Genomic DNA, 17,507 nt, shown 5'->3' on the forward strand with positions numbered 1-17,507 from the left:
GCCGCACCCGGGAGAAACGAGAAGTGGCAGCACGGCGTGGCCGTTTCCGCGGCCGACAGGGCAGGACGGCACCAACCTCCCTGCAGAACAGGGCCGTTGGGCCACAAAGCCTCGGGCTCTCCAGAACCGTACCGAAACTGGCCAACCGGTCGGTTACTTCATCGTGTCCCAGGTCAGCGTTTCCGGCGGCTGAAGCCGGCCGGGAAGGCGAGGAACACGATCCCCAGGGCCAGTACCGCGAGTCCGCACCAGGAGACGGCGGGCAGGCGTTCACCCAGGACCACGACTCCGAGGACGGCGGCCACGGCCGGTTCGACCAGGGTCAGGGTCGTCGCGGTCTGGGCGGCGGTGTGCCGCAGGCCGTATCCGAAGAGGCGGTAGCAGAGGAAGGCGGTGACCGCTCCCAGGTACAGGACGACCAGCGCGCCGCGTGCCGTCAGCAGCCACGGCCCCGCGCTCCACAGCAGTACCGGCAGCACGAGCAGGGCCGCTCCCCCGAACAGCACGCCCATCACCGCGCCGGAGCCGTGCCCCCGCGCGATGAGCCGGCCGCCGACGAGGGCGTAGACGGCGTACGACAGTCCCGCGAGCCCCGCCAGCAGGACCCCGACGAGGTCCACGGGGGCGCCGCCGGCGAACTCAGGCCCCAGGACGAGCACGGTGCAGCCGAGGACGGCCGCCGCGGTCGCGGTCGTCCAGCGGGCGGTGGGCCGGGACCGGCGGGTGAGCCAGGCGAGGAGGCCGGCGAAGACGGGGGCGCCGCCGAGCGCGATCACGGCGGCCACGGCCACACCCGTGCGCGCCACGGCGGGGTAGAAGGTGAGCGGGTACCCGGCCACCGCCAGGGCGCCCAGGACGAGCAGCCGGCGTTCTCCCCCGGTACAGGTCCTGGGCAGGGAGCGGCCGCCGGGTGCGGTCAGGAACAGCAGGAGACCGCCGAGGACCAGCCCGGCGGCACCGATGGCGGCGGCCGGCGTTCCGGCGGGGGCCAGGGAACTGGCGGTCCCGGTGGTGCCCCACAGCACGGCGGCCGTGAGGATCGGGAGCGGCCCGGCGAGCGGGCCGGCGGTGCGGGGGCGCGGGCGCGCGAGGGACGCGCCGGTGAGGGCCCGGGAAGAGCGGGAGGACCTGGATGAGGTGTCGTTCGGCACAGTCGTGAACTTCCGTCGTCGAAATACCGTCTGCGGACTGGTTTCGAAACGGGCGCACGACACAGACTCCGGGCGGCCTCGGGGCCGGGCCGGGAGCGTGGTTTCAAGCCGTCAGCGGGTGCGCCCGGTCAGGCGCAGAGCGGCGGCAGAACGACGTGCCAGTAGGTGTTCACGAGCGGATCGTACCGGGTCGGACAGCGGGCCCGGCTCGTCCGCACTTCGGGACGCCGGAACCGGCCCGGATCATGGCCGAGGGTACGGCCCGGGGCATGGCCGAGGGTACGGCCCGGGGCCGGTACCTCTTCCGTTCCGCGGTGCCGGTACCACGGAGTGCCGCACGCTCTCCACCGGTAGATCGTTCCTATCGCATCCGTGATCACCGGCAGACCTCTGACGCACTTCAATGACATGGTCGACGTCGCTTGTCGTATGATTCGACCAAGTTTTGGCCAACGTGCGTCGTTATCGTTTCCCGGTACCGGCCGGTGGGACAGACTCAGCCGCGGAGGGGGGACGAGCACGGCCGAGTCACGCCGGGCGTGCCATCCCGCAGTGTCGCGTCGCCCAGGGGAAGGCGGCGAGCAGACCAGCGGAGGGTTGCATGACGCAGTCGCTTCCGGGGCAGAGCCCTGCCCAGGAGCAGGCGTTCGCCGGGGCCGGACGACCACCGGTCGTGGTGATCGGCGCCGGACCGTACGGATTGTCGGTGGCCGCCCATCTGCGGGCGGCGGGGCTGCCGGTCCGCGTCTTCGGTGAGGTGATGGGCAGTTGGCGGCATGCCATGGCCACGGGGATGTTCCTGAAATCGACGCCGGCCGCCACCGACCTGTCGGCGCCTGAGCCCGGCGGCCGGCTGGCGGACTTCCGCCGCGAACACGGCGAGCCGGAGCTGACCGAGCTGACCCCGATCCCGTGCGATGTCTTCGTACGGTACGGCCAGTGGTTCCAGAAGCGGTACGTCGGTGAGGTCGAGCCGACCCGGGTGACGGCGGTCGAGCGCCCCGAGTCCGGGTCCGGATTCGTCGTCCGGCTGGACGACGGAAAGGAGATGGCGGCCTCGGCCGTCGTGGTGGCGACCGGTCTGAACGGGCTCGCCCATGTCCCGGACGAGTTGCGGCAGCTCGCGCCCGAGGGGCCGGGGCCCCGGGCACCGGTGTCGCACACCAGCCACCACACCGATCTGTCGGTGTACGCGGGGCGGCGGGTGGCCGTCGTCGGCGGCGGTCAGTCCGCCCTGGAGAGCGCCGCGCTGCTGCACGAGGCGGGTGCCGAGGCGCAGGTCCTGGTGCGTGAGCGGCACGTGCTGTGGGGTATGACCCCGGACCTGGGCCGGCCCTGGTCGCAGCGGGTGGCCAAGCCCGCCTCGCCGCTGGGTACGGGCTGGGTCCTGGCCGCGGTCTGTGCGGCACCGGGGAGTGTGCGGTGGTTTCCGGCGGCTGGCCGGCTGCTGCTGTTCCGACGGGCGCTCGGTCCGTCGGGCGGCTGGTGGCTGCGGGACCGGGTGGAGGGTGTCGTACGGGTGCGGACCTCGCGCCGGGTGACCGGTGCGATGCTCTCCGGGCCGGCAGTGCGTCTCGATGTCGCCGGTCCCGGGGGCGAGCGGGAGTCCCTGACCGTCGACCATGTGCTGGCGGCCACCGGTTACCGGCTGGACCTGGACGCCCTGCCCTTCCTGTCCCCGGCCCTGCGGCGTGCCGTGGAGTGTGTGCCGGGTTCGAGGGCGCCCGCGTTGCGGGGGACGTTCGAGTCCTCGGTGCCCGGCCTGTACTTCACCGGGTCGCTGGCGGCACCGATGTTCGGGCCGATGATGCGGTTCGTGGCGGGTACGCGGTTCGCCGCCGTCCGGATCGCCCGGCACGTCAGGTCCTCCTGAGCAGGGAAATCGGTTGCGGCGGGACCGGTGGGCCCGCTGAGCTGATCGCATGGGCGGTGCCACGGAGCAGGGGCGACGGGCGACGGGCGACGACCGCCTGCGCGCGCGGCGACGGGCTCCGTGGCGCGGGCCGGCGGTGCTCGGGGCCCTGATGCTGGCCGCCTTCACCTTCAACACCGCCGAGAACCTGCCGGTCGGTCTCCTCGATGTGATCTCCGCAAGCCTTCGGGTGTCACTGTCGGCGGTCGGTCTCCTGATCACCGGCTACGGCGTGACGGTGGCCGTCGCGTCCCTGCCGCTCGCCCATGTCACCCGGTCCGTGCCCCGCCGCCATGTCCTCACGGGACTGCTGGCCGCGCTGGTCGTGTCCAGTGCGGCCGCGGCACTGGCCACTTCCTACTGGCTGCTGCTCGGAGCGCGGCTGCTGACCGCGCTCGCCCAGGCGCTGTTCTGGGCGGTGCTGGGGCCGGTCGCGGTGGGACTGTTCGCACCCCGGGTCCGTGGGCGGGTGGTCGGGGCGCTGTCGGTCGCCGGTTCCCTCGCCCTCGTACTCGGTGTTCCCGCCGGGACCTGGCTGGGCCGGCACACCGACTGGCGGACCCCGGTCGCCGTACCGGCGGCTCTGGGGCTGGCCTCCCTGGTGACGATCGCCGTGCTGCTGCCGACGTCGCGTCCGCAGGAGGCGCCCGCCGCCTACGGAACCGGTCCGGACACCCGCCGGTTCGTCACGGTGCTGGCGGCCGGGACCCTGTCCGCCACCGGGGCGTTCGCGGGATACACCTACATGGTGGAGTTCCTGGGCGAGGTGGGCGGATTCTCCCCGAGTGCGGTCAGCGCCCTGCTGGTGGCCTTCGGTGTCGCGTGTCTGACCGGTACGGCCGTCACCGGGGCGCTGCTGGACCGCTTCCCGCACTCCTCGCTGAGCACCGCCGTGGCCGTCCAGGCGGTGGGCATGCTCGGCCTGTACGCGGTCGGCACCCATCCGGTGGCGGCAGTGGTTTTCCTGGTCCTGACGGGCGGTGCGCTCGGGCCGGTGTTCATGGCCGCCCAGAACGCGATGCTGCTCTGCGCGCCGGGTCGCACGGACATCGCCCTGGCGGCGAACTCCGGTTGCTACAACGCCGGTATCGCGGCGGGTGCCGCTCTCGGGGGTCTGATCCTGCCGTCGGCCGGCGTGCGGGACACCTTCCTGGCGGGCGGGCTGCTGACCGTGGCGGCGTGCGCGGTGCTGCTCCGCAGAGGTCGTGCCCGTCAGCCGGTCTGAGAGAACGGGCCCTGGATGTCGTCCGCGGGGGTCAGGATGGACTGGCGCACCCTGCCCAGCGCGGCCGAGGGTTCGAGCCCCAGATCGCGTACGAGGGTGGTGCGCAGTCGCTGGTAGGCGCCCAGGGCCTCGCTGCTGCGGCCCGAGCGGTGCAGGGCGAGCATGAGCTGGCCGCACAGGCTCTCATGGGTGGGGTGACGGCTGACGAGGACAGTGAGTTCGGCGATCAGTTCACGATGCCGGCCGAGCCGCAGATCGGCCTCGATACGGCGGTCCAGCGCGCACAGCCGGCTCTCCTCCAGTCCCCGGATGTGTGTGCGCAGATGCTCCCCGGCGGCGACGTCGGCCAGGGCGGCCCCGGTCCACAGGTCGAGCGCCGTGCGGAGCAGCCGGGCGGCCTCATGGTGGTCCCCGTCGTCCATGGCCCGGTATCCGGTCTCGGCGAGCCGCTCGAACTCCCGGATGTCACTGGTCCCTTCACCGCTGTCGAGCAGACAGTCGCCGGGTACGGCACGAAGGACCTCCTTGGCGGTGCGCGCGTCCACGCCGTCGCCCGGCCGTCGCAGCGCCGGGGCCATGAGCTCGCGCAGGTGCATGACGTACGTCTGCAGGGTGGGGCGCGCGCTGCGCGGTGGCCGTTGCCCCCAGAGTTCCTCGGTCAGCGTCTCGACGGTCACGGCCCGGTCGGCGTGCAGGGCGAGCGGGGCGAGTACCTGGCGGGGCTTGGGCGCGGTCGGCGTGACGGAGATGCCGTTCTCGCGCACGACGAGAGCGCCGAGTACGCCGATGTCCACGCCGTCTCCCTGCTCGTCCGCCGCTTGGGTGCTCCGGGGCGACTCCCGGCCCAGAGTCAAAAACGGCACGGACGGTTTGTCAACGGCATGCCGGTCGATTTGTTCCCTCTTGACCGAGGCCGGGAACCGGACAGCACGGCACGCACGAACCAGTCGCCGAATGCGGCCGGTTGGGGTGGATCGAGCGCCTCGGTGAACGACGGACCGGACGAATGGTTCGGCCGGAGGCGGGTCAGGCCTCGGTGTCCACCGGTACCGGGGCTTCCAGCCGGCGGCGTTCGACTTCCTCGACGACGCGGGCGCCCCGGTCGGGCGCGGTGTCCAGCCGGATCAGGGCCGCGGGGGTGGCGATGGCCGGCAGGACATGGTTGTAGAGGACGGAGATGCGGTCGTTGAGGTCCGTCCAGTCGGAGACGACCTCGGACATGAACTGGGTCCCGATCCAGGCTCCGAGGAAGCACTCCGCGGTCTCGCGGGGGTTGACGTGCGGCAGCACCTCGCCGCGGTCCTTGGCCTCCACGAGCTTCTCCGTCACCACCTCGGTCCAGGCGGGCCAGGCGCTGCCGAACAGTGAACGCCCCTGGATGTCGGCGGACAGCCGTATGCCGGCGAGGAGGATGACCTCCTTGGGGATCCGGTGGGCCAGCGTCAGGCCGATGTCCACCCACTCCTGGAGCTTCAGTTCGCGCGGCACCCAGTAGTCGTCGCTGATCTGGGCGTTGATCACGCCTCGCGCGAGGGATTCCTTGGAGTCGAAGTGGAAGTACAGGGCGCCCTTGGTGACTCCGGCCCGTTCGAGGATCTCGGAGATCGTCGCCGCCGTGTAGCCGCGCTCGGCGAAGACCGCGGCGGCGGCCTCGACAACAGCACGCCGGGTCCGAATCGCACGCTCCTGACGCGCCATGGGGACCCCTCCTCGGTCAAAACAAAACCGGACGTGACGTACCTTACCCCAATCGGGGGTCGGTATTTCGGCCGTACGGGCCGGACGCCCGGCCCGTCCCGCGCCGGGCGGCGCAGCGCCGGCGCGGGAGCGTCGGCGCGTGCCCCGGCGGGCAGTTCACCAGGCGGTGCGCCCTCCGTCCACGGTAAGTGTCGCACCCGTGACGAAGCTCGCCCTGTCGCTGCACAGCCAGGCGGCTGCCTCGGCGACCTCCTCCGGATCCGCGGCGCGGGCCTGCGGAGCAGAACGGTACGCCCGTGCCTCGTTCTCGGGCGACCTGGCGAACCAGTCGTCGATCATCTCGGAGCGGGTCAGGCCGGGGGCGATGGCGTTGACCCGGATGTGGTGCGGGGCGTACTCGACGGCGGCGGCCTTGGTCAGTCCGATCACCGCGTGCTTGGAGGCGATGTAGGGGGCGGCCGTCGAGGAGGCGACCAGACCGCCCACGCTGCTGGTGTTGACGATCGAGCCGCCGCCGCTCTCCAGCATCGCCGTGATCTCGTGGCGCAGGCAGTTCCACACGCCTCGCACATTGGTCTCGGTGACCCGCTCGTAGTCCGCGTCGTCGATGAGGTGCATCGGGGTCCTGGGAAGCGCGACGCCGGCGTTGTTGAAGGCGGCGTCGAGACGGCCGTACCGCTCGACGGTGAACTCGACCGTCCTGCGCACCTCTTCCCCGTCTCGCACATCCAGGGTGCGGTGGCTCGCCTCGGCACCGTCGGCACGCAACTCGTCGGCGAGGTCGCGCAGTCGGTCCTCGCGGCGGGCGGTGACGACGACGGTGGCGCCCTGCCTGGCGAACACCCGGGCGGCGGCCGCCCCGATGCCGCTGCTGGCGCCGGTGACGAGGACGACCCGGCCCGCGAGCACGGCTCCTTCGGCCGCGGTCACTTGACCACCTCACGGGCGACGGCGAGGGAGCCGGCCGGGTCCCAGACGGTGCCGAGCCCGGCCTCGCGGTCCAGGGTGCGCAGGCGCTCCTCGTCGATCTCGGCGAGGCCGCCGACCAGGTGCCGGACGCCGAGTTCGCGCATCAGTTCGCGCTGGTAGCCGTGTTCGAAGGTACTGGGGTGGCCGACGAACGGCACGTTCAGCTCCTTGGCGTGGCCGGCGAAGCGGGCCACGTCGTCGATGAAGAGGACCTGGTGGTGGTCGAGGCCGAAGTGGTCCTGGACGATCTCCCGGATGCCGGGGCGGAAGGCGTCGGTGCAGATGTAGTGCGGGGCGGTGAACAGCTGCTCCCAGGCGCCGAGATGACGGCGGAAGTGGCCCATGTCGAGGCCGCCGTAGCAGATGATGTCGAGGCCCAGGGCGCGCAGCCGGTGGAGGAGTTCCTCGGCTCCGTCGAGAGTGTGGACGGGGTGGCTGCGCAGGTAGCGCTCGCGTTCGGCGAAGTAGTCGTCGATGGCCTCCTGCTCGCCCACGCCGGCGCCCGTCTCCTCCAGCAGCACCCTGGCGGCCGCGAGCCGGGGCTGCGAGAAGAGCCGCTGCTCCAGGTCCCGGGTGTACTCACCGCCGTATCTGAGGACGAGGCGGTGCAGGACGGGGCTGAAGCTGTCGTTGAGCAGGACGCCGTCGATGTTGACGGCGGCGAGGCGCAGGGTGCGCAGTGGTTCCATCGGGTCTCCCTCTCTCGCAGGCCGTCAACAATCATGCAGCGGCTGTCGAGACCGGGGCGTCACGGGTAGGGCCGTAGCGGCGCCAACTCTCCTGTGAAACCTGGCCAAATGAAACCGCTGGACTGGTTTTGGCGAAGTCGTGCCCTGCTCACCACCCGACGATAACCAGCCGTCGACATCCGCCAGTTAGTCCGCTTTTCGCCGTGCCTTCGATGTAATTGAGCGCGAAAATACTTGGCCAAACCACCACTGAGCGGAGTCATGCATGGATCGAGTCGAACCACGCTTGGTGAATCCTTTACCTTGTGGCCGACCCGAGAAAACCGGTAGGTCCGTATCTTATAGGCGGCGAACAGGGCTTCAAGCCAAAGTAGAGCGTTCCGACGGGGGGTTGTCGATGAGCGTGTCCACCAGCGAGATCGGAGTCGGTCTGCCCGCACTGCCCCGGTTGACCACCACGGTGCCCAAGGAGTACGTCCACCGGGCGTCCCTGGCCGAGGTGTTCCTCACCGGCTGCACCGCCCAGGACGACGGACTGCGGTTCTCCCTGACCGGACAGTGGCCACGCGCCCATACATTCTTCAACAGCGCCGATGGCTCGAGTCATGACCCGCTCCAGGCCGCAGAGACGTTTCGGCAGGCCGGTATGTTCGTGACACACGCGGAACACGAGGTACCGCTCGGCCATCACTTCGTGCTGTGGTCGCTCAGCTGCCACACCGATCTGGAGCAGCTGCGGATCACCTCCCGCCCCACCGACTTCGACCTTGAGGTGACATGTCCGGACGCCGCCCCGCGCGGCCGGGCGTCCGCCCGCCGGATGGGCATCGGGTTCGCCCTGCGCCGGGACGGCAGACCCGTGGCCCACGGTGAGGGGCTGTACTCCATCGTCACACCCGGCGTCTACGCGCGCCTGCGGGGCAACCGGCCGGAAAAACAGCCGAGTTCGGCCGACCCGGTCGTGACGTCCGACCCGATGCCGCCGGCCGCGGTGGGCCGTACCTCTCCTGCCGACGTGGTGCTGACGCCCACCCGCACGGCGAACCGCTGGCTGCTGACACCGGATCTGAACCATCCGATCCTGTTCGACCACGACGGCGACCATCTGCCCGGCATGGTCCTGATGGAGGGCGCCCGGCAGGCCGCCTGCGCCCGGCTGACACCCCGTGCGCTGATACCGGCGAGCACGTCCACGTCGTTCAGCCGCTATGTGGAACTCGACAGCCCCTGCTGGATCGACACGACGGGGGTGACGTCCAGCAGCGACGGCACGGCGACCGTCGATGTCGTCGGCGTGCAGGACGGCGAGATCGTCTTCACGTCCACGGTGAGCGGGCCGGTCGTCCAAGGCTGACACCGGGCGCCGCCCGGACACACGTGCGCCGCCGGCCCCTTCCCAGGGGTCCGGCGGCGAAGGTTTCACGCGTCAGCGCTGGTGATGCCCGAAGGCGCCCCGGTCGCCACCCTCACGACGGTCACCGAAGCCATGCCGGTCACCGCCGTCACGACGGTCGCCGAAGCCATGCCGGTCACCGCCGTCACGCCGGTCACCGAACCCGTGCCGGTCGTCCGCGTCACCGCGGTGGCCGAACCCGTGCCGGTCACCGTCCTCACGCCGGTCACCGAACCCGTGCCGGTCGTCGAACCCGTGCCGGTCGTCGAACCCGTGCCGGTCGCCGCCCTCACGCCGGTCACCGAACCCGTGCCGGTCACCGCCGTCACGCCGGTCACCGAACCCGTGCCGGTCGTCCGCGTCACCGCGGTGGCCGAACGCGTGCCGGTCGTCGACGTCGCGGCGGTGGTGCAGGCCCCAGGAGGTGGAGTCGACGTAACGCCCGCGGTCGTTGCGCAGGGTGGCGCTGTCGGCGTCCCGGTTCCACACGGAGCGGCTGCGGTCCTGGTACAGGTCCCGCACGGTGTCGCGGCCCTCCCCGGTGTGGACACGGACCGTGGCACGGCCCTCCAGCCGGTAGAGCCGGAAGGTGTAGCTGTGACCTTCGGCGTCCGACAGCGTCCAGCCGCTCAGGTTCACATCCCGGCGGGAGGTGTTGCTGACGTCGACCCACTCCCGGTTCAGAGCACGGTTGGAGACCACCGCACGACCCGGTACGTCGTGCTGCACGGCGCTGATGACGACCGTGCCGCGCTCCGGCGCGGGGTACGGGGCGGCGGCCGAGGCCGGCAGGGCCAGCGCGCCCACCAGGGCGGCGGCCACGGCGGTGGCGGAACCGAGACGACGTGCGGTCACGGAGACAGAAACGGACACGAGGTCCCCCTTTGCAGGGTTCGAGCACACCCCGGCGAAGCCGCAGGCCACGAGGGGTGTGTGGTGCGAGGTGGCGACCGGACGGCCGCGCAGCCACACCCTGCGCCCCGGCCGCGCGCAGACCGGGCGACACACGGCGCCTATTACGGATCCTTCGCTTTCCTATGACTCTCGCATGTAACGTCCATTTATTAGTTGAATGGGAGGATTTGACAGCTTCTCAGCCCCTTCCGCGCCATGAACAAAGGGCTCGGCCACCAACGGAGCAATCGACGAACAGGGCCCCGTTCACCCGAAAGTGAGTAACAGTCAGCCCCCGATCGGACCCCGCCGGCCGAAGTCGATCTTCTGGGCGTCACGCGGAATTTCCAAACTGGTTAGTAACAAGAGGGGGTCGGGAGAAAGCGTTTGCCGCTACGTTTTGCCATGCCTCATTGGCATGCTCACACCCCTCTCAGCGCACACTCCCCATAGGAGACACCCCCATGCGCAGACTCGTTGCCTGCCTGGCGGCCGCGGTCGCCGCTCTCGGCGGGCTCACGGCGACGGCCACTCCGGCCGCGGCGGCCGGGGGCACGTTCAGCGTGCTCACGTACAACGTCGCCGGGCTCCCCGAAGGCCTGTCGAGCGCGCCGACTCCGCGCGACACCAGCACCACCGAGATCGGCAAGCGGATCGCGCCGTACGACATCGTCAACGTCCAGGAGGACTTCAACTACCACGCGTACCTGTACGCCACCGACACCCACCCCTACCGCACCGCGACCAGCGGTGGCGCGGGCATCGGCAGCGGCCTCAACACCGTCTCCAACTACGCCTGGGACACGGATGACTTCGAGCGGGACGGCTGGAACTCCTGCCAGCTCGACTCCGGCGACTGCCTCACGCCGAAGGGCTTCACCTTCATGCGCGAGCGGCTCGCCGAGGGCGTCTACGTCGACTTCTACAACCTGCACACCAACGCGGGCACGAACGACGGTGACGAGGCCTCCCGGGCCGACAACCTCAGCCAGCTGACGTCCTTCATCAGCACCCACTCGACCGGCAACGCGGTCGTGGTGATGGGTGACACCAACACCCGCTACACCCGCTCCGCCGACACCATCGCGGAGTTCGCCTCGAACAACGGGCTCACCGACGCCTGGGTGCAGCTGATCCGCGGCGGCAGCGCGCCGGCCAAGGGCAGCGACGCGCTCGTCTGCGACGACACCGCGGCGACCGTGCCCAACACCTGCGAGGTCGTGGACAAGGTCCTCTACCGCAGCAGCAAGGTCGTCAACCTGAACGCGACCTCGTACAACAACGAGCACGCGAAGTTCCTCACCTCCGACGGGCTGATGCTCTCCGACCACGACCCGATCACGGTCGGCTTCTCCTGGTCCCAGAACGCGAACTTCCGGCTGAGCGACCAGTTCGGCGGTCCGCACGGCGACTACTACCAGGACATCGACAAGGTGGCCGCCGGAGCCCGCGCCACCAGCATCTCGCTGCGCTCCGGCTCCCGTGTCGACCAGGTCGGCATCACGCTCGCCGACGGTACGACGCTCACCCACGGAGGTACCGGCGGCACCGCGTCCTCACTGACGCTGGGCAGCAGCGAGTACGTGACCACGGCGTACCTGTGCGAGGGCGTCAAGGACAGCCACACGCGGATCTTCTACGCCAAGTTCACCACCAACCTGGGCAACACCCTCGCGGGCGGTACGACGACCTCGGACTGCGTGACCCGCACCGCGCCGTCGGGCTGGCAGATCGCCGGCTTCCACGGCCGCTCCGGCGACGAGCTCGACAAGGTCGGCTTCATCTACACCAAGCGCTGACCACACCTCGGCCGGCCGGCGGAACCGTCACGACGGGTCCGCCGGCCGGCCGAGGTGTCCCGGGCCGAGGATGCGCCGCGGGACGGTCCGGCGTGTGGGTGCCGAACGGTCGTGTGCGGGACCGGGAGTCGTTCGCGCCCACAGGTCGCCGCGATGCCGGCCTGCGGCGAGTCACCGACGGCCCGGGCGGCGTCCTTGATCCTCAGCGCGGCCGGGCGGTGCCGCCGACCACCTACGCTTGGGAGCCGTAGGTGCGCAGTTTCCGGTAGAGCGTCGCGCGGCCGATGCCGAGGGCGGCTGCCGCGCGGGCCTTGTTTCCGCCGTTTCGGCGCAGGGCCTCCAGGATGGCGGTGCGTTCGGCGTTCTCCATGGGGCTCAGCGGGCGTCCCGCCGGCCCTTCGCGTACGGGATCGGGCAGTTCGGCCCGCCGTACTGGCCCGGTCGTCCGGCGGCGCTGCGCCAATGACCGTACGACGTGGGCGAGTTCGGTGACGTTGCCGGGCCAGGGGTACCGCTCCAGCGCCCGCCGGGCATCGAGCGTCCAGGTGAGCGGGGGCTGCCCGGGAACGGACGCCGGAGCCACGGCGGTGAGCAACTCCCTGATGTCCTCGGTGCGTTCACGCAGCGCGGGCAGGGTGACGGAGCGGGCGGCCAGCGTGTCGAGGAGCCGCTGGAGACACGGTCCGGGCGGCGCCCCGGGTGTGTAGGTGACCAACAGGGGTGTGGTGGGCCGGGTTTCGAGCAGGGCGACGATCGCCGCCACGTCCGGCTGCGCCAGTCGCTCGGCGTGGCGCAGCACCAGACCGCGGGATCCGCCGGGCAGGGCCTCGTGCAGTCCGCCCTCGGCCGCGTCGACGACGAGCGGGTCGGTCCCGTTCAGCAGCTCGCGGGCCAGAGCGGTCTTTCCGGTGCCACGTTCACCGACGAGCAGTAACGGGGCATGGGTGGCGGCCAGTTCGGCCGCACGCTCGGTGGCGTGCCGCCAGGGCACCGACTGCCCGGCCAGTGCGATGGGCAACCGCCCGGCCGGGGTGGCGGGTTCACGCTCGCGCCTGGGGTCGAGTACGGCGACGGCGCCGACGGTCTCACCCAGGTGCCGAACCGGTTCGACCTCGGCGCCGTGCGGGAGCCCGGTGCCGGACCCGTCCTGTCGCAGCACCGCGTGTACGGCGCGTTCCAGGTCCTCGATCTCCCGTGTCGACAGCAGCCGGCCCGCCGCGTCGCTGACCAGACGGCTGTGCCCGGCAAATGCCACCACCGGCCGGTCCTGTCCCTCGCACGCGGCGAGGTAGGCGTCCAGCAGGGCCCGCTCCGGCAGACGGGCGTGCGCCCGCAGTTCCGCCTCCACCGCGGCGGCCGTCGCCTCGGCCAGGCCCGCCTGCGGATGCGGGGAGCAGCCGCCGCACAGGGCCGATGCCACGGTGACCGTGCCGACCGGCCTGCCGTCGCCGGGCGCCCGCAGCGGCACGCTCACCGCGGAGACCTCCTGCCACACGTCGAGGATGTGCTCGGGCCCGTGCACCTCGGCGCGGTGACCGGTACGCAGGGCCAGGGCCGCGCTGTTGGGACCGACCCGCTGCTCGGAGAGGTCGGGGCAGAGCACCTCGTCCGGGGCGTGTCCCCTGGCCCACTGCACCCGCAGCCGGGCGTCGGTGAGGACCAGTGTGACCCGCTCGTGGTCGAGCACCGGGCCCACCCGGTCCAGCACCGGGCGGGCCGCCTCCAGCAGCGCCGGGTCGGGCAACCGGGGCGCCTGGGCGGGGAAGGGGCCTGCGAAGTCGTGCCGTACTCCGTAGAAGCGGGCCCGGCGCCAGGCGGCGGCGACCTCGTCCGGTACGTCCTCCGGAAGGGGGTGGCCGGCGAGGAAGCGGGCGCGGGCCCGGCGCAGCCGGCCGAGGGCGGGGCGGGGCGAGAGGTGCCGGTCGGCCGTGGGGGGATGCTCTGCGGTGGTCATGGCGCCCCTCACCGTACCGGGAGCAGTTGAACGGGCAACGACCGGCGTGCCCCGCCGGGTTCCGCCGTACACCGCGTGTCTCGGATTGAGACACCCATGGCCGCCCGGACCGATTCATGATCTTGAACGGTCGGTTTCCGTCCTTTCCCCCTCCGGAGCGTTCCCCGTGCACACCGATGTCGTCACCGACGTCCTGATCGTGGGCAGCGGCCCGGCCGGCGCCTCCGCCGCCCTGGCCCTGAGCACCTACGGCGTACCGAACATGGTCGTCACCCGCTATGCGAGCCTCGCCGACACCCCGCGCGCCCACATCACCAACCAGCGCACGATGGAGGTCCTGCGCGACCTCGGCGTCGAGCAGGAGGCCCTCGCCCAGGCAACCCCGCAGCATCTGATGGGGAACACCACGTTCTGCACCAGTCTGGCCGGCGAGGAGCTGGGCCGGGTGCGGTCGTGGGGCAACGAGCCGCTGGTGCAGGCGGCGCACGAACTGGCCAGCCCTACCGCGATGTGTGACATTCCGCAGCACCTGATGGAGCCGGTGCTGGTGGACGCGGCCGTCGCCCGCGGCACCGTCTTCCGCTACAGCACCGTCTACAAGTCGTTCACGCAGGACGCGGACGGCGTGACCGTCACCGTCGAGGACCGGGTACGCGGCGACGAGTACACGATCCGCGCCAAGTACCTCATCGGCGCGGACGGCGGGCGTTCGCAGGTGGCGGAGGACGCCGGGCTGCCGATGGGCGGTCAGATGGGGGTCGCGGGCAGCATCAACATCGTCTTCGACGCCGACCTGAGCAAGTACACCGCGCACCGCCCCTCCACCCTGTACTGGGTACTGGCCCCGGGCGCGACCGTCGGCGGCATCGGCGCGGGCCTGGTGCGGTGCGTCCGCCCGTGGACGGAGTGGCTGATCGTGTGGGGGTACGACGTCACGGCGGGCGCCCCCGACCTCACCACCGAGTACGCGGAGTCGATCGTCCGTCAGCTGACAGGCGACGACGAGATCCCGGTGACCGTGAAGTCGTCCTCGGCGTGGACGGTGAACGAGATGTACGCCGAGACGTACTCCAACGGCCGGGTCTTCTGCGCCGGCGACGCCGTGCACCGCCACCCGCCGTCCAACGGGCTCGGCTCGAACACGTCCGTCCAGGACTCCTACAACCTGGCCTGGAAGCTGAAGCTGGTCCTCGACGGCGCCGCGGACCCGAGCCTGCTGGACACCTACACCGCCGAACGCGCGCCCGTCGGCAGGCAGATCGTGACCCGCGCCAACAAGTCGATCGGCGAGACGGCCCCCGTCTTCGAGGCGCTCGACGGTCTCGCGCCGCAGACGCCCGAGCAGTTGTGGGCCAACATCGCCGGCCGCAAGGAGCCCACCGAGGCGGCCGAGAAGCAGCGGGCGCGGCTGCGGGACGCGATCGCGTACAAGGTGTACGAGTTCAACGCGCACGGCGTCGACCTCAACCAGCGCTACGAATCGACCGCGATCGTCCCCGACGGCACCCCCGACCCCGGGTTCGCCCGCGACCCGGAGCTGTACCACCAGCCCAGCTCACGGCCGGGCGCCAAGCTGCCGCATGCCTGGATCACTTCGGGCACCCGGACCGTGTCCACCCTGGACACCGTCGGCAAGGGCCGGTTCACCCTGCTGACCGGCATCGGGGGTGAGGGCTGGCTGCGCGCGGCGCGGGCCCAGGACCTCGACATCGCCACGGTCGTCATCGGCCCCGGGCAGGAGTACGAGGACCCGTACGGCGACTGGGCCCGGCTCAGCGAGGTGTCCGACTCGGGCGCGCTGCTGGTACGCCCGGACGGGTACGTCGCCTTCCGGCACCAGACCGCCACCCAGAACGCGGAAGAACTGCTGGCCCAGGCACTGCGCCGGATCCTCGGCCGTGACTGACCCGACCGGCCGATCACGGCACGGCCGTACCGGCGGCGGCCTTGCCGCCTCGGTTCCCGACACTCGCGAAAGGTGAACAGCATGGCCCTCGGGCTGCTCAGGCGCCGGTGGTCCAAGGACGCCCCGGCCCGCACCGCAGGTCTCACCCTGCCCCTCCCGCCCGGTGCGGGCGGCGTCGCACGGACCGTCCTGGACCCCGTCGACCAGCCGCTCGGCGGCGCGGACGTCACGGTCACCGCCCTGGACACCCACCAGGTGGCCGCGCGCGGCACTACGGATCCCTTCGGCTTCTTCATGGCGGCCCTCCCGCCCGGGCGCTACAGCATGCTGTTCGTCGCCGAGGGACTGGACCCGCACCGCGAGACCATCGAGATCGTCGCCGACGCCTGCCCTGCACCGACGCACATCCGGCTGCAGCCGGCCCGGCAGCTGCCGCTGCCGCCGACCGGCGGCTGGGTCTTCGATCCGCCGCACACCGCGATCCGCTTCATCGCCAAGCACGTCGGCATGGCCCACGTCCACGGCCGCTTCGAGCGGTTCGACGGCGCGATCAACGTCGCCCCGGACATGAGCCAGTCGACCGTCCGGGTACGGATCGACGCGTCGAGCATCAACACCGGGAACACCACCAGGGACAACCATCTGCGTTCGGGCGACTTCCTGGACGTCGAGCGGTACCCGTACATCGACTTCGTCAGCACCCGCTTCGCCTACCGGGGCGGCAGCAAGTGGACCCTCCTGGGCACCCTGACGATGCACGGCGTCAGCCGCTCGGTCTCCCTGGACACCACCTACCTGGGCACGGTCAACGGCGGCTACGGCGAGGAGCTGCGCTGCGCCGCGCTCGCCACGGCCGAACTGCACCGGGAGGACTACACCCTCAACTGGCGGACGATGCTGGCCCGCGGCATCGCGGTGGTCGGCCCGACGGTGCAGCTGGAGCTGGACGTCCAGGCGATGTACCGCTCGCCCGACACGCCCACTCCCCCGGAGTGAGCAGACCGCGCCGGAACCTCGCCCGCTCGGTCGGGTACGTCGGCCTGGTGAGAAACTTGGCCTGTACAGCGACAGTGAGTGCACCGACCGCGAGGAGACACGACCGTTGCCCAGCCCGACCGTTCCCCGGGGCAGTTACTTCGAGGCCATCGACGACCACCGCTACAAGCCGACGCAGCACGCGAGCGGGGCGTGGGACCCGGACGAACAGCACTTCAGTCCGCTGGGCGGGCTCATCGCGCATGCCATAGACCGCCACCGGGCCGGCCGGCCGGACGAGGGCCTGCTGCTCTCCCGGATCAGCTACGACATCCTCGGCCGCCTCGCCCTGGACGAGTGCGAGATCCGGGTGGAGACCGTCCGGCCCGGCCGGACCATCGAACTCGTCGAAGCGGTCGTACGGATCGCCGGCCGCCCGGTCGTCCGGGCCCGTGCCTGGTTCCTGGCGGCGCTCGACACCACCGCGGTCGCGGGCGGACCCGAGGACCGGCTCACCCCGCCGGAGTCGCTCACCGCATGGCGGATCTCCGACGTCTGGCCGGGCGGCTATGTCGCCTCCGTGGACGTCCGCCCGGTGGCCCCGCCCCGCCCGGGCCGTACCACCGCGTGGATCTCCACACCGCTCGAACTGGTCGGCGGCGTCCCGGTCGGCCCCGTCGCGTCGTATCTCGCGCTGGTCGACACCGCCAACGGCATCGCCGCCCGGCAGCCGCCCGGGACGTGGATGTTCCCGAACGTCGACCTGACCGTCCATCTCCACCGGCAACCGCGAGGCGCATGGACGGGGCTGGACACCAGCGTGACCTTCGGACCCACCGGCCAGGGCCTCACCAGCACCGTCCTGCACGACATCGACGGCGCGGTGGGCCACGCCTCGCAGATCCTCACCGTCCGCCCCTTGCCATGAGGCGCCCCGAGCAT

14 protein-coding genes are annotated in these 17,507 nt (G+C 71.4%); 7 read left to right on the top strand and 7 right to left on the bottom strand.

All coding sequences use genetic code 11. From position 1 onward, the window contains the following. Window positions 1-173: 173 nt before the first annotated feature. The gene (locus tag EDD90_RS01125; RefSeq protein WP_123971288.1) at window positions 174-1,151 is read right to left on the bottom strand and encodes a DMT family transporter; all 978 of its coding nucleotides are present in this window, start codon (window positions 1,149-1,151) and stop codon (window positions 174-176) included. Between the two features lie 601 nt (window positions 1,152-1,752). Between EDD90_RS01125 and EDD90_RS01130 the strand changes: the two genes are divergently transcribed. Together EDD90_RS01130 and EDD90_RS01135 are read left to right on the top strand one after the other, a co-directional pair. Beyond that, a complete protein-coding gene (locus EDD90_RS01130; RefSeq protein ID WP_123971289.1) occupies window positions 1,753-3,024 on the top strand; it encodes an FAD-dependent oxidoreductase in 1,272 nt (423 codons plus the stop codon). Between the two features lie 49 nt (window positions 3,025-3,073). Continuing rightward, window positions 3,074-4,288, top strand: a complete 1,215-nt coding sequence (locus EDD90_RS01135; protein WP_185148848.1) for an MFS transporter — start codon at window positions 3,074-3,076, stop codon at window positions 4,286-4,288. Here EDD90_RS01135 and EDD90_RS01140 read toward each other — a convergent pair. The 4 genes from EDD90_RS01140 to EDD90_RS01155 all read right to left on the bottom strand — a co-directional run bounded on the left by EDD90_RS01140 (window position 4,276) and on the right by EDD90_RS01155 (window position 7,644). Next, window positions 4,276-5,082, bottom strand: a complete 807-nt coding sequence (locus EDD90_RS01140) for an AfsR/SARP family transcriptional regulator (RefSeq protein ID WP_123971290.1) — start codon at window positions 5,080-5,082, stop codon at window positions 4,276-4,278. The two genes, EDD90_RS01135 and EDD90_RS01140, sit on opposite strands and share 13 nt — an antisense overlap. A gap of 232 nt (window positions 5,083-5,314) precedes the next feature. Further along, complete coding sequence (locus tag EDD90_RS01145; protein ID WP_123971291.1) at window positions 5,315-5,986, bottom strand: ScbR family autoregulator-binding transcription factor; 672 nt, start codon at window positions 5,984-5,986, stop codon at window positions 5,315-5,317. A gap of 156 nt (window positions 5,987-6,142) precedes the next feature. Then, the gene (locus EDD90_RS01150) at window positions 6,143-6,916 is read right to left on the bottom strand and encodes an SDR family NAD(P)-dependent oxidoreductase (protein ID WP_123971292.1); all 774 of its coding nucleotides are present in this window, start codon (window positions 6,914-6,916) and stop codon (window positions 6,143-6,145) included. After that, entirely contained in the window at window positions 6,913-7,644 is a 732-nt protein-coding gene (locus EDD90_RS01155) for an HAD family phosphatase (RefSeq protein ID WP_123971293.1), read from the bottom strand. Before EDD90_RS01155 ends, EDD90_RS01150 begins: the two co-directional genes overlap by 4 nt. 397 nt (window positions 7,645-8,041) lie before the next feature. Between EDD90_RS01155 and EDD90_RS01160 the strand changes: the two genes are divergently transcribed. After that, window positions 8,042-8,998 carry a ScbA/BarX family gamma-butyrolactone biosynthesis protein gene (locus tag EDD90_RS01160; protein WP_123971294.1) on the top strand — a complete coding sequence of 319 codons (957 nt, stop codon included), beginning with the start codon at window positions 8,042-8,044 and terminating at the stop codon, window positions 8,996-8,998. Between the two features lie 72 nt (window positions 8,999-9,070). Here EDD90_RS01160 and EDD90_RS01165 read toward each other — a convergent pair whose 3' ends face one another. Then, window positions 9,071-9,910: a lamin tail domain-containing protein gene (locus EDD90_RS01165; RefSeq protein WP_185148850.1), complete on the bottom strand. Its 840-nt coding sequence runs from the start codon at window positions 9,908-9,910 to the stop codon at window positions 9,071-9,073. 485 nt (window positions 9,911-10,395) lie between these two features. On the opposite strand from EDD90_RS01165, the gene EDD90_RS01170 reads away from it, so the two are divergent. Continuing rightward, on the top strand, window positions 10,396-11,730 hold the full coding sequence (locus tag EDD90_RS01170) for a jacalin-like lectin (RefSeq protein WP_123971295.1): 1,335 nt from the start codon (window positions 10,396-10,398) through the stop codon (window positions 11,728-11,730). Window positions 11,731-11,962: 232 nt separating this feature from the next. Here EDD90_RS01170 and EDD90_RS01175 read toward each other — a convergent pair whose 3' ends face one another. Further along, the gene (locus EDD90_RS01175) at window positions 11,963-13,684 is read right to left on the bottom strand and encodes a sigma-54-dependent Fis family transcriptional regulator (RefSeq protein WP_123971296.1); all 1,722 of its coding nucleotides are present in this window, start codon (window positions 13,682-13,684) and stop codon (window positions 11,963-11,965) included. A 166-nt stretch (window positions 13,685-13,850) separates the two neighbouring features. Between EDD90_RS01175 and EDD90_RS01180 the strand changes: the two genes are divergently transcribed. The 3 genes from EDD90_RS01180 (at window position 13,851) to EDD90_RS01190 (ending at window position 17,493) form a co-directional block, all read left to right on the top strand. Then, window positions 13,851-15,590 carry an FAD-dependent monooxygenase gene (locus EDD90_RS01180; RefSeq protein ID WP_123971297.1) on the top strand — a complete coding sequence of 580 codons (1,740 nt, stop codon included), beginning with the start codon at window positions 13,851-13,853 and terminating at the stop codon, window positions 15,588-15,590. Window positions 15,591-15,671: 81 nt separating this feature from the next. Next, entirely contained in the window at window positions 15,672-16,586 is a 915-nt protein-coding gene (locus tag EDD90_RS01185; RefSeq protein ID WP_123980758.1) for a YceI family protein, read from the top strand. A gap of 106 nt (window positions 16,587-16,692) precedes the next feature. Next, complete coding sequence (locus tag EDD90_RS01190; protein ID WP_123971298.1) at window positions 16,693-17,493, top strand: thioesterase family protein; 801 nt, start codon at window positions 16,693-16,695, stop codon at window positions 17,491-17,493. Window positions 17,494-17,507: the final 14 nt, after the last annotated feature.

Origin of the sequence: Streptomyces sp. Ag109_O5-1, assembly GCF_003814875.1 — a bacterium.
Lineage (GTDB): Bacteria > Actinomycetota > Actinomycetes > Streptomycetales > Streptomycetaceae > Streptomyces > Streptomyces sasae.

Bases quoted from the DNA above. Each gene is read 5' to 3' on its own strand.
- EDD90_RS01130 (WP_123971289.1), top strand. From the start codon at position 1,753: ATGACGCAGTCGCTTCCGGGGCAGAGCCCTGCCCAGGAGCAGGCGTTC.
- EDD90_RS01160 (WP_123971294.1), top strand. From the start codon at position 8,042: ATGAGCGTGTCCACCAGCGAGATCGGAGTCGGTCTGCCCGCACTGCCC.
- EDD90_RS01175 (WP_123971296.1), bottom strand. From the start codon at position 13,684: ATGACCACCGCAGAGCATCCCCCCACGGCCGACCGGCACCTCTCGCCC.
- EDD90_RS01185 (WP_123980758.1), top strand. From the start codon at position 15,672: ATGGCCCTCGGGCTGCTCAGGCGCCGGTGGTCCAAGGACGCCCCGGCC.
- EDD90_RS01145 (WP_123971291.1), bottom strand. From the start codon at position 5,986: ATGGCGCGTCAGGAGCGTGCGATTCGGACCCGGCGTGCTGTTGTCGAG.
- EDD90_RS01135 (WP_185148848.1), top strand. From the start codon at position 3,074: ATGGGCGGTGCCACGGAGCAGGGGCGACGGGCGACGGGCGACGACCGC.
- EDD90_RS01155 (WP_123971293.1), bottom strand. From the start codon at position 7,644: ATGGAACCACTGCGCACCCTGCGCCTCGCCGCCGTCAACATCGACGGC.
- EDD90_RS01170 (WP_123971295.1), top strand. From the start codon at position 10,396: ATGCGCAGACTCGTTGCCTGCCTGGCGGCCGCGGTCGCCGCTCTCGGC.